Raw genomic sequence first — 13,421 nt, 5'->3', positions numbered from 1 at the left:
TATCCCTGCATTGACCAGGGATAAGATCGGCTGGCTACCTATAACGTATTATCGCTCACCCCTGCGTCTGTTAATGACGTGGCGGCCCTTCTCCGCACAGCATAACTATCATGGAGTGAGCAATGTCGAATCAGGAATCCCCCGGCGGCGTCACCCGACGCGCGCTACTCAAATCCACAGCCCTCAGCTCTCTGGCGCTGGCCGCCGGCGGGCTGACCCTACCCTTTACACTGCGCAGCGCCGCGGCAGCAGTACAACAGGCTACCGGCGACAACACCCGCGTCGTCTGGGGCGCCTGTTCGGTCAACTGTGGCAGCCGCTGCGCCCTGCGGCTGCACGTGCGTGATGATGAAGTGGTTTTCGTCGAAACGGATAACACCGGCGACGACCGCTACGGCGACCACCAGGTCCGCGCCTGCCTGCGCGGGCGCTCGATTCGTCGGCGCATCAATCACCCGGATCGCCTTAACTATCCCATGAAGCGCGTCGGCAAACGCGGGGAAGGCAAATTTGAACGCATCAGCTGGCAGGAGGCGCTGGATATCCTCGCTGACCGTCTGAAAAGCACCGTTGCCCAGTATGGCAATGAAGCCGTGTACATTAACTACTCTTCGGGGATCGTCGGCGGCAACATCACCCGTTCGTCGCCTTCAGCGTCGCCGGTAGCGCGGCTGATGAACTGCTACGGCGGCTCGCTTAACCAGTACGGTACCTACAGCACCGCACAGATTGCCTGCGCGATGCCCTATACCTACGGCAGCAACGGCGGCAACAGTACTTCGGATATTGAAAACAGCAAGCTGGTGGTGATGTTCGGCAATAACCCAGCGGAAACCCGGATGAGCGGCGGCGGCATTACCTGGTATCTGGAGCAGGCTCGCGAGCGCTCTAACGCGCGGATGATCGTTATCGACCCGCGCTACACCGATACCGCTGCCGGTCGGGAAGATGAGTGGATCCCTATTCGTCCCGGCACGGACGCCGCGCTGGTCGCCGGTATCGCCTGGGTGCTGATAAACGAGGAGCTCGTCGACCAGCCATTCCTCGACAAATACTGCGTTGGCTACGATGAGAAAACGCTGCCGGTCGGGGCGCCGGCAAACGGCCACTACAAAGCGTATATTCTTGGCGAGGGCGACGACGGGATCGCCAAAACGCCGCAGTGGGCCTCGCGTATTACCGGCATCCCTACCGATCGCATCATTAAGCTGGCGCGCGAAATCGGCATGAGTAAACCGGCTTATATTTGCCAGGGCTGGGGACCGCAGCGCCAGGCCAACGGCGAACTCTCCGCCCGCGCGATCGCCATGCTGCCGATCTTAACCGGCAACGTCGGCATCAACGGCGGCAACAGCGGCGCCCGCGAATCAACCTACACCATCACTATCGAACGTCTGCCGGTGCTGGAAAATCCGGTAAAGACCGCCATCTCCTGCTTCACCTGGACCGACGCCATCGCTCGAGGCCCGGAGATGACCGCCACCCGCGACGGCGTGCGCGGCAAAGAGAAGCTGGATGTGCCGATCAAGTTCCTGTGGAACTACGCGGGCAACACCATCATCAACCAGCACTCCGACATCAATAAGACCCACGAGATCCTGCAGGACGAAAGCAAGTGCGAAACCATTGTGGTTATCGACAACTTTATGACCTCGTCGGCGAAATACGCCGACCTGCTGCTGCCCGATCTGATGACCGTTGAGCAGGAAGATATTATTCCCAACGACTATGCCGGCAATATGGGCTATCTCATTTTTATCCAGCCCGCTACCTCGGCGAAGTTCGAACGCAAACCGATTTACTGGATCTTAAGTGAAGTGGCGAAACGGCTCGGCGACGACGTGCATCAACGTTTTACCGAGGGGCGCACGCAGGCGCAGTGGCTGCAGCATCTGTATGCCAAAATGGTGGCGAAAGACCCCGCGCTACCTGGCTACGACGACCTGAAGCAGATGGGCATCTACAAGCGTAAAGATCCGAACGGCCACTTCGTCGCCTATCGCGACTTCCGCCGCGATCCTGAAGCGCATCCGCTCAAAACCCCGTCCGGCAAAATTGAAATCTACTCCAGCCGGCTCGCCGAGATTGCCGCCCACTGGCAGCTGGAGAAAGACGAAGTTATCAGCCCGCTGCCGGTCTACGCCTCCACATTTGAAGGTTGGGACGATCCACTGCGCGGCCAATATCCGCTGCAGCTGTTTGGTTTCCACTATAAAGCGCGCACCCACTCCAGCTACGGCAACGTCGATGTATTACAAGCGGCCTGTCGCCAGGAGGTGTGGCTCAATCCGCTTGATGAGGAAAAACGCGGGATTAAAAACGGCGATATGGTGCGCGTCTTTAATCAGCGCGGCGAAGTCCGTCTTCCGGCGAAAGTGACGCCGCGCATCATGCCGGGCGTGTCGGCGATGGGCCAGGGCGCCTGGCACGACGCGAATATGGCCGGAGACCGGATCGACCATGGCGCCTGCATGAATACGCTGACCACCCACCGCCCATCGCCGCTGGCGAAGGGGAATCCACAGCATACCAACCTGGTCGACATAGAGAAGGTTTAAGGAGTAAACCATGAGCACGCAATATGGATTCTTTATCGATTCCGCTCGCTGTACCGGGTGTAAAACCTGCGAACTGGCCTGTAAGGACTACAAGAATCTCACCCCGGAGGTCAGCTTCCGTCGCATCTATGAGTATGCCGGCGGCGACTGGCAGGAGGACAACGGCGTCTGGCAGCAGAATGTGTTCGCCTACTACCTCTCCATCGCCTGTAACCACTGCGAAGATCCGGCCTGCACCAAGGTCTGCCCGAGTGGGGCGATGCACAAGCGCGACGATGGTTTTGTGGTGGTCAACGAAGCGGTGTGCATTGGCTGCCGCTACTGCCATATGGCCTGCCCGTACGGCGCCCCGCAGTACAACGCCGACAAAGGTCATATGACCAAGTGCGACGGCTGTCACGAGCGCGTCGCCGAGGGGAAAAAGCCGATCTGCGTCGAATCCTGCCCGCTGCGGGCGCTCGATTTCGGGCCGATTGCCGAGCTGCGCGCCAAGCACGGCCAGCTGGCCGCAGTGGCCCCGCTGCCCTCGGCGCATTTTACCAGGCCGAGTATCGTTATTAAACCTAACGCCAATGCCCGGCCGTGTGGCGATACCACCGGTTATCTGGCAAATCCAAAGGAGGTGTGAGATGGGAAGCGGATGGCATGAATGGCCGCTGGTGCTGTTTACGGTACTGGGGCAATGCGTGGTCGGCGCGACCCTCGTCAGCGGGCTGGGCTGGCTATCGCTGACAGATCAGCGCGAAGCGCAGCAGCGGCTGGCGCGCAGCATGTTTTTTATCTGGCTGCTGATGGGCATTGGTTTTCTGGCTTCGGTGATGCATCTCGGTTCGCCGCTGCGCGCGTTTAACTCGCTGAACCGCGTCGGCGCCTCGGCGCTGAGCAATGAAATCGCCAGCGGCGCCTTGTTCTTCGCAGTGGGGGGATTCTGGTGGCTGCTGGCGGTACTGGGCAAAATGCCAGCGGCGCTGGGTAAAGTCTGGTTGGTGATCGCCATGCTGTTGGGGCTGCTGTTTGTTCTGGCGATGACCCGGGTTTACCAAATCGATACCGTGCCAACATGGTACAATGGCTACACTACCAGCGCGTTCTTCCTGACGGTGCTCCTCAGCGGGCCGCTGTTCGCCGCCCTGCTGCTGCGGCTGGCGAAAGTCGACTTTAACGGCTGGTTTTTTGCCGGACTCAGCGTGGCCGCGCTGGCGATCGGCGCCGCCGTTATCATCATGCAAAGCGCCGGACTCAGTACCATACACAGTTCAGTCCAGCAGGCAGCCACCCTGCTGCCAGATTACGGCACACTCCAGGCGTTACGCCTGATACTGCTGGCTCTCGGTCTTGGCTGCTGGTTGTGTCCGCTGATCCGCCGCCAACCGCCGCGCGCTACGGCGCTGCTGATCGGCCTGCTGCTGGTCTTGATCGCGGAATGTATTGGTCGCGGCCTGTTTTATGGTCTGCATATGACCGTCGGTATGGCGGTTGCCGGTTAATGAGACGGCGCGCTGGCGCGCGCCGCAGAAAGGAATAAGTAATGATGCCGATCCCAAACCGCGACGCTGTCGCGTTAAGCGCCCGCACCCTGGGCGCGCTGTTCTCTTATGCGCCGAATAGCGCGCACATTGCGCCGCTGGTCGCCGCCTTCCAGGACGGCAGCTGGCAGCAACAGTGGCCCTTCCCGGTAACCGCCCCACTGGCGTCAGCCTTTGCCGCGTCGACGGAAGAGTCATTACCAGAAGCCTGGCAACGCCTGTTTATCGGCCCGTGGGCCCTGCCGGCGCCGCCATGGGGATCCGTCTGGCTGGATAAAGAGTCAGTGCTGTTTGGCGATTCCACGCTGGCCCTGCGCGAGTGGATGCGCACGAACGGCATCGCACTGGACGCCGAGCGTAACGAACCGGAAGATCATTTCGGCACCCTGCTGCTGCTGGCGGCATGGCTGTGCGAGACGGAGCAGGATGCGTTGTTTGCCCAGCTGCTGGCCTGGCACCTGCTGCCGTGGTCCGGGCGCTTCCTGAGCGTCTTTGTCGACCATGCCGCCCACCCCTTCTACCAGGCGCTGGGTCAGCTGGCGCAGGCAACGCTGGCGCAGTGGCAGGAGAATCTGCCGATCGCCGTGGCGGAAAAAGCGCTCTATCGTTAACCCTTCACCGCGCCGGTATCCGGCGCGGTTTTATTTCGTCGCTTCCCAGCCCCTCACCCGCACTTATCGCTTTTGCATCTAAGGTTATTCCCTATCACAATAAGGCCATGTTTTCCGAACCTCGCCGTAACTGATGCACCGTCTTCATCCCTATCCTGATGTGCAGGTGATGTTTCGCCGCCTGCTGATCGCCACCCTGATTGGCCTTCTCGCCGCCCTGGCGGTGGCGCTGTTTCGCCATGCGATGGTGGTGCTGGAAACGCTGTTTCTTGGCAATGACAGCGGGAGCCTGGTCAACGCGGCGCAGTCGCTGCCGGCGTGGCGGCGGCTGATTACCCCGGCGCTGGGCGGCCTGGCGGCAGGGACACTTCTCTGGCTGTGGCAGCGACGCAGCATCGCGCGCCCGCATGCCGCCACCGATTATATGGAAGCCCTGGAGACCGGCGACGGTTGCTTCGATACGCCGGCAAGCCTGGTGAAATCGCTGGCGTCATTGCTGGTCGTGGTCACCGGCAGCGCGATTGGCCGGGAAGGCGCCATGATCCTGCTGGCCGCGCTGGCGGCGTCGCTGTTCGCCCGCCGCTTCACGCCGCAGACTGAATGGAAGCTGTGGGTCGCCTGCGGCGCCGCTGCCGGGATGGCCAGCGCCTATCATGCCCCGCTGGCCGGCAGCCTGTTTATTGCTGAAATTCTCTTTGGCACGCTGATGCTGGCCTCGCTCGGGCCGGTCGTTATCTCGGCGGTGATCGCCCTGCTGTTGACGCAGTTTCTCAACGGCGGCGCCACGCCGCTGTACCACGTCGTCCTGCAGCAAAACCTCAGCGCGCTGCACTATGGTTTAATGCTGGCGACTGGCCTGCTGGCCGGGGTATGCGGCCCGCTGTTTATCTGGCTGATGGACTACAGCCACCGTGGCTTCGTCAAACTGAAACTGGCACCGCCGTGGCAGCTGGCGCTGGGTGGGCTGATTGTCGGCAGCTTATCGCTCATCACCCCGGCGGTGTGGGGCAACGGCTACAGCGTGGTGCAAAGCTATTTGCAGGTGCCGCCGTCTGGCCTACTGCTGGCCGGCGTTTTCCTGTGCAAACTGCTGGCGGTGCTGGCCAGTAGCGGCTCCGGCGCGCCGGGCGGGGTCTTTACCCCCACGCTGTTTGTCGGCCTGGCGATGGGCATGCTATTTGCCAGCGTCAGCGGGCTATGGCTACCCGGGAATGAAGAGATGGCTATGATGATCGGTCTAACCGGCATGGCGGCGTTTCTGGCTGCCACCACCCATGCGCCAATCATGTCGACCCTGATGATATGTGAGATGACCGGGCAGTATACGCTGCTGCCCGGCCTGCTGATCACCTGCGTGGTGGCGTCGGTGCTGTCGCGGACGTTACGCCGGGATTCGATCTATCGCCATCACGTTGCCGAGCATGTCTAAGTCGACATAGCGGCTCAGCTCACGCTGTTCGGCGCGCGGCAGGTACGGCAGCTCGCCAATCAGCGGCGCCGGCAGCTTCTTGCTGAGGACATCGATGATTTCGGCGTAGTGCGCCAGACCGGGGTTGATGCGGTTGGCCACCCAGCCGATCAGCGGCAGTCCGTCATTGGCGATCGCCTGGGCCGTCAGCAGCGCATGGTTGATACACCCCTCCTGGATCCCCACCACCATCAGCACCGGGAGCTGCTCCTGTACCACCCATTCGGAGAGCGGGCGCAGGTCGTTCATCAGGCTGCGCCAGCCGCCGGTACCTTCAACCACTACGTGATCGACCTGGCCGGCCAGTCGCTGCAAACCATCCGACAGCAAACCATAGTTGATCGGGCAGCTGTGCGCCACGCTGCTTTCGTCTTCGCTTAACGCTATGGGATTGACAGCTTCATACGGCAACGCCAGCGTGGAGACGCTCTGCAGCACCAGCGCGTCTTTGTTACGCAAACCGTCTGGCGTCTCTTTGCTGCCCTTCGCCACAGGCTTGTACCCGGCCACGCTTTTGCCTTTGGCAGCAAGTGCCTGCAACAGCGCACGGGAAACCACTGTCTTCCCGACAGAGGTGTCTGTACCTGTAATAAAGAAACGCTTAAACATCACTAACCCCACAGTTTTGTCGATGAAATATACGGGAGAGAAATAATCAACAGTGGGCAAAGTCTACGTGATGCCGCCAGAGGTCGGCTTGAGATAGCGCAATTTTTGGTGCGACTATGAAAAAATGTTAACCCTGTAACAGTCGTATGAGTAAGGATCCGTTATAGAGCGCATCCTTGACCAGCGCCGCGCCAGCCATCGTGCCGCGATTGGAAAACTGGGTGCTTTCAACCGCGATATGCTGGCTGTAGGCCGGGAGTGATTGTTGCCGAATGCAGCTGGAAATTGCCGGAAAAAGGATATCTGCCGCCAGATTAAACGGCGAGCCAATCAGAATTTTCTGCGGGTTAAACAGATTGACCATGATCGCCAGAATCCGGCCGACGTGGTTACCCACGCCGCTGATAATGTCTCTGGCCAGCAGATCGCCCTGCAGCGCGGCCTGGCACAGCCACTCCACGCTCAGCGGACGCTGGTGCAGCAGCGAGCTCATCGACTGGGCCATTCGCATCTGCGCCAGCTCCAGCACGCTCTCTACGCTGGCAATGGTTTCCAGACAGCCATGGTTGCCGCAGTAGCAGCGCTTGCCATAGGGATCGACCTGAGTATGGCCGATCTCCACCAGGCTGCTGCTGCCGGCATGCAGCAGGCGCCCGTCGGTGATAACCCCGGCGCCGACGTTATGATCGATAACCACCTGGATGACGTCCCGGGCGCCGCGCGAGGCGCCGAACAACGATTCCGCCATAGTCCAGGCGCTGATGTCATGCTGAATATAGACCGGCACCCCGGTATGGTTAGCCAGCACATCGCCCAGCGGCACATCTTTGACATCCTCATAAAACGGCATGCGATGAATAATGCCATTTTCGGTATCAATAATACCCGGCATCGTCATGGCGATGGAGGTGAGACGTTCCAGCTTCTTCTGGTGACGAATAAAGAACCGATCGATGTGGTCAATAATGCGCGTCAGAAACGGCGTGCTGTCGGTGAGGGCCAGCTCCAGCTGATCCTCCACCACCAGCTGACTGCTTAAATCACGCAGCGAAAGGTGGATCTCGCCGCGGCTGACGCGCACCGCGAGATAGTGCCAGGCCTCGGTTTCCACCATCAACCCTACCGCCGGGCGGCCACGGCTGCCGGGCTCCTGGATCTCCGTCTCCTGCACCAGATGCGCTTCCAGCATCTCACGGACAATCTTGGTGATGCTGGCGGGAGCCAGTTGCGCAAATCGGGAGAGGTCGATACGCGATACCGGGCCGAGCTGATCAATCAGGCGATACACAGCGCCCGCATTGGTCTGCTTAATTTGATCGATATGGCCTGGTTGACTATCCGCTACCACCATTGACTCCCTTTATTTTCGCGCTTCGAAATAAACTTTCGGCTATGGTGAAGCACTTCGATGGTGAACGTCAAATTTTTACTTAGCCTTGTGATTTACCGCACATTTCCAGCCCCTTTTCGCCTCAATTCTGCTCGGTTTTCCAGGCCAGCAGCGACTCGCGAAAGCGTTTTGCCAGCGCCCCCTGTTCATGATGTTTCGACCACACCAGCCACATCTCCGAGACCGCATCCTGTTCGTCGATCGGCAGCCAGCGCATTTCACTGAGCTGTACGCGCTGAAAGGAGGCCGGCAGGATAGACACCCCCAGTCCGGCGGCCACCAGACCAATAATGGTCATCGCCTCCCCCACCTCCTGGGCAATCACCGGCGTATGGCCGTAACGACGCAGCAAGCCGAGGATATCGTCATACAGGCCGGTACCCACGTGCGGGTCGAAAAAGACGAAGGGTTCGCGCGCCAGCGCCGCCAGGCTGACCGAGGGCTGGCGGGCCAGCGGATGGTCGGCCGGGACCATCGCCAGCAACGGCTCGCGCAGCACTCGTTCCCATGCCAGGGTGTCCGGCAGTTGGGTATTGCGCAGCAGCCCCAGATCGAGAGCCCCCTCGCTCAGTGGCACAATCTGTTCGCGGGTGTTGGTCTCGCGGGTCAAAATATGCACATCCGGGTAGCGCTGACGAAACATCGACAACGTATCGGATACCGCCTTGATAAAGGGGGCCGAGGAGGTAAAGCCGATACGCAGTTCGCCAGTTTCACCGTGATGCAGACGCGCAGCGCGGGCGGCCGCGTCATCCACCTGGGCAAGAATTTGTCGGCTATCGGCGAGAAACTGCTTTCCAGCCGCCGTCAGGCTGACGCTGCGATTGGTGCGCGCGAACAGGCGGGCGCCGGTCTGCTGCTCAAGGATCTGAATTTGCTGGCTTAACGGCGGTTGAGAAATATTCAGTCGCGCCGCGGCGCGGCCAAAATGTAATTCCTCGGCGACGGCGACAAAGTAGCGCAGATGACGCAACTCGATATTCATATTTAAAACGTCTTATTTGAGATTATTAATATATTAGACAGAATATTTACATTTTCATACCCTAAAAATGTGAGCTGAATGGTCACAACATTCTGTTGGTAAGCAGCAACTTCTACGCAAGGAATTATCTGTGAGTCGTACAACAACCGTTGACACCGTGCCGGCGGGCGAGGTCAGCGTCGCTGGTGCATCCCGCCCGGATCAGTTTATTAAGCGCGGCACCCCGCAATTTATGCGCGTCACCCTCGCGCTGTTCTCCGCCGGTCTGGCCACCTTTGCTCTGCTCTACTGCGTGCAACCGATCCTGCCGGTGCTGTCGAACGAGTTCGGCGTATCGCCGGCCAGCAGCAGTATTTCACTCTCCATTTCCACGGCGATGCTGGCGGTGGGCCTGTTGTTTACCGGCCCGCTGTCCGACGCCATCGGGCGCAAGCCGGTAATGGTCACCGCCCTGCTGCTGGCCGCCTGCTGCTCGCTGCTGTCGACCATGATGACCAGCTGGCACGGCATCCTCATTATGCGCGCCCTGATCGGCCTGTCGCTGAGCGGCGTGGCGGCGGTCGGCATGACCTACCTGAGTGAGGAGATCCACCCCAGCTTCGTCGCCTTTTCGATGGGCTTATATATCAGCGGCAACTCTATCGGCGGCATGAGCGGCCGCTTGCTGACCGGGGTCTTTACCGATTTCTTCGGCTGGCGCGTGGCGCTGGCGGTGATCAGTGGCTTCGCGCTGGCCGCGGCCATCATGTTCTGGCGCATTCTGCCCGAGTCGCGCCATTTCCGCTCGACCTCGCTGCGACCGAAAAACTTGCTGATCAACTTCCGTCTGCACTGGCGCGACCGCGGTCTGCCGCTGCTGTTCGTCGAAGGTTTTCTGCTGATGGGCGCTTTTGTCACCCTGTTTAACTATATTGGCTACCGCCTGATGATGTCGCCGTGGTCGCTAAGCCAGGCGGTGGTAGGCCTGCTGTCGGTCGCTTATCTCACCGGCACCTGGAGTTCACCGAAGGCGGGCGCCATGACCGTACGCTTTGGCCGCGGGCCGGTGATGCTCGGCTTTACCGCTGTCATGCTCTGCGGCCTGCTGCTGACGCTCTTTTCTTCCCTGTGGCTTATTTTCATCGGCATGCTGCTGTTTTCCGCTGGCTTCTTCGCCGCGCATTCCGTCGCCAGCAGCTGGATTGGCCCACGCGCCCGCCGTGCCCGCGGTCAGGCGTCATCGCTGTATCTGTTCAGCTATTATTTGGGTTCAAGTCTTGCGGGAACGTTAGGCGGAGTGTTCTGGCATCACTACGGCTGGAATGGCGTCGGTGGGTTTATCGCGCTGCTGCTCCTTGCCGCGCTGTTGACCGGCACCTGCTTACATCAACGACTGAAATAGTCGTGTGTGACGTGGCCTGCGGGCCACGTTTCACCACATGCCCATAATGGAAGACAAGCCCATCAGCTCTCTGACGGCATCAACGGACAGTAGTGCAATAAACAGCCAGGTGAACGGATTCATAAACCACCCCCGAACCTCCAGACCTGCGTTATAGATCACAGTTTAGTTCCGATATGTTACCGTTTTCTGCAATATTGCTCACAGAGTCACTTTTTTTTCTTTCCCGCTCGGGGCTGACGTTTTTCCGGTCCTCCAGCGCACAATGCTCGACCCGCCAGGCGTATCAGGATAGTGTAGAAGCATACCGATAACCTGTTCATTCACCTGTCACGGACCGAACGCCACTATGACTGAAAATACGCCTTATCAGCAGCTTACCCGTACCTTTCAGCGCCTGTCGCGCTTTTCGCATCTCTCCGCCATCGCTGGCTGGGATATGTTTGCGATGATGCCTCCGGGTGGCAGCACCGCCCGGGGCGAAGCGCTGGCGGAGCTCGGCGTGCTGCAGCATCAGATCCTGACCGATAAAAAAGTGGGCCAATGGCTGCAGGAAGCCCGCCAGCAGGACCTCAACGACGTCGAGCAGGCCAACCTGCGTGAAATGCAGCGTCAGTACGATCAGGCCGCGCTGCTGCCGGAGAGCCTGGTGGAGGCAAAATCCCTTGCCGGCAGCCGCTGTGAGCATGCCTGGCGCAGCCAGCGTCCCGCTAACGACTGGGCTGGCTTTGCCGACAATCTTCGCGAGGTGGTCAAGCTGAGCCGTCAGGAAGCGCAGATCCGCGCCGAGGCCAGAGGCGGCTCACGCTACGACGCGCTGCTCGATATTTTCGAACCAGATATGACCAGCGCCCGGCTGGATAGTCTGTTTGCCGACCTCAAGTCCTGGCTGCCTTCCCTCCTGCGGCAAGCGGTCGATAAGCAAGCGACGCAAACATTACTCGCCCCGCAGGGGCCTTTCCCGATTGCCGATCAGCGCGAGCTGGGCCTGCAGGCCATGCGCATCCTCGGCTTTGACTTCGACGGCGGGCGCCTCGACATCAGCGCCCACCCATTCTGCGGCGGCGTCCCCCAGGATGTGCGTATCACCACCCGCTACAATGAAAACGACCTGCTCAGCGCCCTGTTCGGCGTGATCCACGAAACCGGCCATGCCCGCTATGAGCAGAATCTGCCTCGCCCGTGGGTCGACCAGCCGGTAGGACTCGCCCGCTCCACCGCTATCCACGAGTCGCAGAGCCTGTTTTTTGAAATGCAGCTGGGACGCAGCGAGCGTTTCCTTAACCGCCTGTTACCGGCGGTGCGTGAGCGCTTTGGCGATCAACCAGCCTTTAGCAGCGACAACTTTGTCGCCTGGAATCAGCGGGTGAAACCGGGCTTTATTCGCGTCGATGCCGATGAGGTCAGCTACCCGGCGCATGTGATCCTGCGTTATGAAATTGAACGCGCGCTGATTGACGGCGAGATTGAAGTAGATGATATCCCGGCGCTGTGGGACGAGAAGATGCAGCACTGGCTGGGGCTGTCGACCACCGGCAACTACCGGGACGGCTGCATGCAGGATATTCACTGGACCGACGGCGGATTCGGCTATTTCCCTTCCTATACGCTGGGTGCGATGTATGCCGCCCAGCTGATGGCCGCCGCCCGGCGCGCGCTGCCGACGTTAGACCGCGATATTGCGGAGGGAGATTTCAGCGCCCTGTTCGACTGGCTGCGGCAGAATATCTGGCAGCATGGCAGCCGCTTCTCCACCTCGCAGCTGATCCAGCAGGCCACCGGCGAGGATCTCAACAGCCGCTACTTCCGCGAACACCTTACCGCCCGCTATCTGTGATCGTACGCGCCGGGCTACCCGGCGCGTCCTTCCACTCCCCACGGCCAGGCGTGTTGTACATTCGGTTACACGCCGATACCAAACACTCACGGAAAGCTCGAAAAGACAAGCATATAGTGATTTCACCGGCCCCGCAGTGGGGTTGAAATTAAGAAAACTTTTCGAGGATATCAGAATGAAAAAAGTATTAGCTCTGGTCGTTGCCGCTGCTATGGGTCTCTCTTCCGCCGCTTTCGCTGCTGACGCAGTAAGCACCACTCAGGCACCGGCTGCTACCCACAGCACTGCTGCCAAGACCACCCATCACAAAAAACACCACAAAGCCGCGGCAAAACCAGCTGCAGAGCAGAAAGCTCAGGCTGCCAAAAAACACAAAAAAGCAGAAGCTAAACCAGCCGCTGCCCAGAAAGCCCAGGCCGCTAAAAAACACAAAAAAGTAGAAGCTAAACCCGCTGCTCCGCAGAAAGCTCAGGCGGCTAAAAAGCACCACAAAGCTGCGGCTAAACCGGTAGCACAGAAAGCGCAGGCTGCAAAAAAACACCACAAAACCACTAAACACCAGGCCGCTAAACCTGCTGCACAGCCGGCAGCATAATTCCTCCCGGTGAACTAACCTTCTTAATAATCGGCGCTGTTTCAGCGCCGTTTTTTCTGGAGAGCACTATGCTGCGGCGCTATCGTTTCGAGCTCATCCTGATCCTGTTAATCATTTGCGCAGTGGTTGCTACCCGCTTTTTCCTCTATTAATCATTTCCGCCACGCTCTCATTTACTGCTTCTGCTGGCTTTGCAGAATAATAAATACCGTACGGCGATCGCTGACGACACCTTCCCGCGTCTCATTACCCTGAAATTCCTGCGGCACAAAAAATGCCCGGCGTCCGAAGACGCCAGACACTGTAGTCATAAACTAGCGCGCGCCGGCCACCTCGTGGTGACCAGACGCTTCACAGTACGCGCACCGCTTCCATCACCAGATAACCGGTCGCGCCCCAGATAGCGACTGAGACCAGGGAAACATAAACCAGTGCGCGAATACCTTTTTTAGACATATACC

At 59.5% G+C, this 13,421-nt stretch carries 13 protein-coding genes; 8 read left to right on the top strand and 5 right to left on the bottom strand.

Translation table 11 applies throughout. The features are described 5' to 3' along the window. Positions 1-122 precede the first annotated feature (122 nt). The 5 genes from ynfE (at position 123) to clcB (ending at position 6,124) form a co-directional block, all read left to right on the top strand. Positions 123-2,558 (top strand): selenate/tellurate reductase subunit YnfE, encoded by a 2,436-nt coding sequence (gene ynfE / locus CWM58_RS02640; RefSeq protein WP_100680151.1) that lies wholly within the window; start codon positions 123-125, stop codon positions 2,556-2,558. Between the two features lie 10 nt (positions 2,559-2,568). After that, complete coding sequence (locus CWM58_RS02635) at positions 2,569-3,186, top strand: DMSO/selenate family reductase complex B subunit (protein ID WP_008805016.1); 618 nt, start codon at positions 2,569-2,571, stop codon at positions 3,184-3,186. Position 3,187: 1 nt separating this feature from the next. After that, complete coding sequence (locus tag CWM58_RS02630) at positions 3,188-4,045, top strand: dimethyl sulfoxide reductase anchor subunit family protein (RefSeq protein WP_100680150.1); 858 nt, start codon at positions 3,188-3,190, stop codon at positions 4,043-4,045. Positions 4,046-4,086: 41 nt separating this feature from the next. Then, entirely contained in the window at positions 4,087-4,695 is a 609-nt protein-coding gene (gene dmsD, locus CWM58_RS02625) for a Tat proofreading chaperone DmsD (protein WP_008805018.1), read from the top strand. 133 nt (positions 4,696-4,828) lie between these two features. Then, a complete protein-coding gene (gene clcB / locus CWM58_RS02620; protein ID WP_100680149.1) occupies positions 4,829-6,124 on the top strand; it encodes a voltage-gated ClC-type chloride channel ClcB in 1,296 nt (431 codons plus the stop codon). Here the strand turns inward: clcB and bioD are convergent. The 3 genes from bioD to CWM58_RS02605 form a co-directional block, all read right to left on the bottom strand. Beyond that, positions 6,077-6,772 (bottom strand): dethiobiotin synthase, encoded by a 696-nt coding sequence (gene bioD, locus CWM58_RS02615; protein ID WP_061154702.1) that lies wholly within the window; start codon positions 6,770-6,772, stop codon positions 6,077-6,079. The genes clcB and bioD overlap by 48 nt on opposite strands. A gap of 127 nt (positions 6,773-6,899) precedes the next feature. Continuing rightward, positions 6,900-8,120, bottom strand: coding sequence for a sugar metabolism global transcriptional regulator Mlc (mlc, locus tag CWM58_RS02610; RefSeq protein ID WP_044649713.1), 1,221 nt, complete (start codon positions 8,118-8,120; stop codon positions 6,900-6,902). A 124-nt stretch (positions 8,121-8,244) separates the two neighbouring features. Then, positions 8,245-9,147, bottom strand: coding sequence for a LysR family transcriptional regulator (locus CWM58_RS02605; protein WP_100680148.1), 903 nt, complete (start codon positions 9,145-9,147; stop codon positions 8,245-8,247). A 130-nt stretch (positions 9,148-9,277) separates the two neighbouring features. Between CWM58_RS02605 and CWM58_RS02600 the strand changes: the two genes are divergently transcribed. Then, positions 9,278-10,528: an MFS transporter gene (locus CWM58_RS02600; RefSeq protein ID WP_008805023.1), complete on the top strand. Its 1,251-nt coding sequence runs from the start codon at positions 9,278-9,280 to the stop codon at positions 10,526-10,528. Positions 10,529-10,558: 30 nt separating this feature from the next. Here the strand turns inward: CWM58_RS02600 and CWM58_RS29125 are convergent, their stop codons facing one another. After that, positions 10,559-10,651: a KPN_01571 family protein gene (locus tag CWM58_RS29125; RefSeq protein WP_004206050.1), complete on the bottom strand. Its 93-nt coding sequence runs from the start codon at positions 10,649-10,651 to the stop codon at positions 10,559-10,561. A gap of 226 nt (positions 10,652-10,877) precedes the next feature. On the opposite strand from CWM58_RS29125, the gene CWM58_RS02595 reads away from it, so the two are divergent. Both CWM58_RS02595 and asr read left to right on the top strand, forming a co-directional pair. Continuing rightward, entirely contained in the window at positions 10,878-12,365 is a 1,488-nt protein-coding gene (locus CWM58_RS02595; RefSeq protein WP_100680147.1) for a carboxypeptidase M32, read from the top strand. A gap of 175 nt (positions 12,366-12,540) precedes the next feature. Further along, the gene (asr, locus tag CWM58_RS02590; protein ID WP_043875352.1) at positions 12,541-12,960 is read left to right on the top strand and encodes an acid resistance repetitive basic protein Asr; all 420 of its coding nucleotides are present in this window, start codon (positions 12,541-12,543) and stop codon (positions 12,958-12,960) included. A 173-nt stretch (positions 12,961-13,133) separates the two neighbouring features. Here asr and CWM58_RS28320 read toward each other — a convergent pair whose 3' ends face one another. Then, complete coding sequence (locus tag CWM58_RS28320; RefSeq protein WP_153690771.1) at positions 13,134-13,271, bottom strand: hypothetical protein; 138 nt, start codon at positions 13,269-13,271, stop codon at positions 13,134-13,136. Positions 13,272-13,421: the final 150 nt, after the last annotated feature.

The sequence above is a fragment of the Klebsiella sp. H-Nf2 genome, assembly GCF_002806645.1.
GTDB lineage: Bacteria > Pseudomonadota > Gammaproteobacteria > Enterobacterales > Enterobacteriaceae > Klebsiella > Klebsiella variicola.
Note: the sequence above shows the minus strand (reverse complement) of the source record. Positions and strands in the feature narration are given on the sequence as shown.

Excerpts from the sequence above, each read along its gene's own strand:
- CWM58_RS02630 (WP_100680150.1), top strand. The coding sequence starts at position 3,188 with ATGGGAAGCGGATGGCATGAATGGCCGCTGGTGCTGTTTACGGTACTG.
- asr (WP_043875352.1), top strand. The coding sequence starts at position 12,541 with ATGAAAAAAGTATTAGCTCTGGTCGTTGCCGCTGCTATGGGTCTCTCT.
- CWM58_RS29125 (WP_004206050.1), bottom strand. The coding sequence starts at position 10,651 with ATGAATCCGTTCACCTGGCTGTTTATTGCACTACTGTCCGTTGATGCC.
- bioD (WP_061154702.1), bottom strand. The coding sequence starts at position 6,772 with ATGTTTAAGCGTTTCTTTATTACAGGTACAGACACCTCTGTCGGGAAG.
- clcB (WP_100680149.1), top strand. The coding sequence starts at position 4,829 with ATGCACCGTCTTCATCCCTATCCTGATGTGCAGGTGATGTTTCGCCGC.
- CWM58_RS02605 (WP_100680148.1), bottom strand. The coding sequence starts at position 9,147 with ATGAATATCGAGTTGCGTCATCTGCGCTACTTTGTCGCCGTCGCCGAG.
- dmsD (WP_008805018.1), top strand. The coding sequence starts at position 4,087 with ATGATGCCGATCCCAAACCGCGACGCTGTCGCGTTAAGCGCCCGCACC.
- CWM58_RS02595 (WP_100680147.1), top strand. The coding sequence starts at position 10,878 with ATGACTGAAAATACGCCTTATCAGCAGCTTACCCGTACCTTTCAGCGC.
- CWM58_RS28320 (WP_153690771.1), bottom strand. The coding sequence starts at position 13,271 with ATGACTACAGTGTCTGGCGTCTTCGGACGCCGGGCATTTTTTGTGCCG.
- ynfE (WP_100680151.1), top strand. The coding sequence starts at position 123 with ATGTCGAATCAGGAATCCCCCGGCGGCGTCACCCGACGCGCGCTACTC.
- CWM58_RS02635 (WP_008805016.1), top strand. The coding sequence starts at position 2,569 with ATGAGCACGCAATATGGATTCTTTATCGATTCCGCTCGCTGTACCGGG.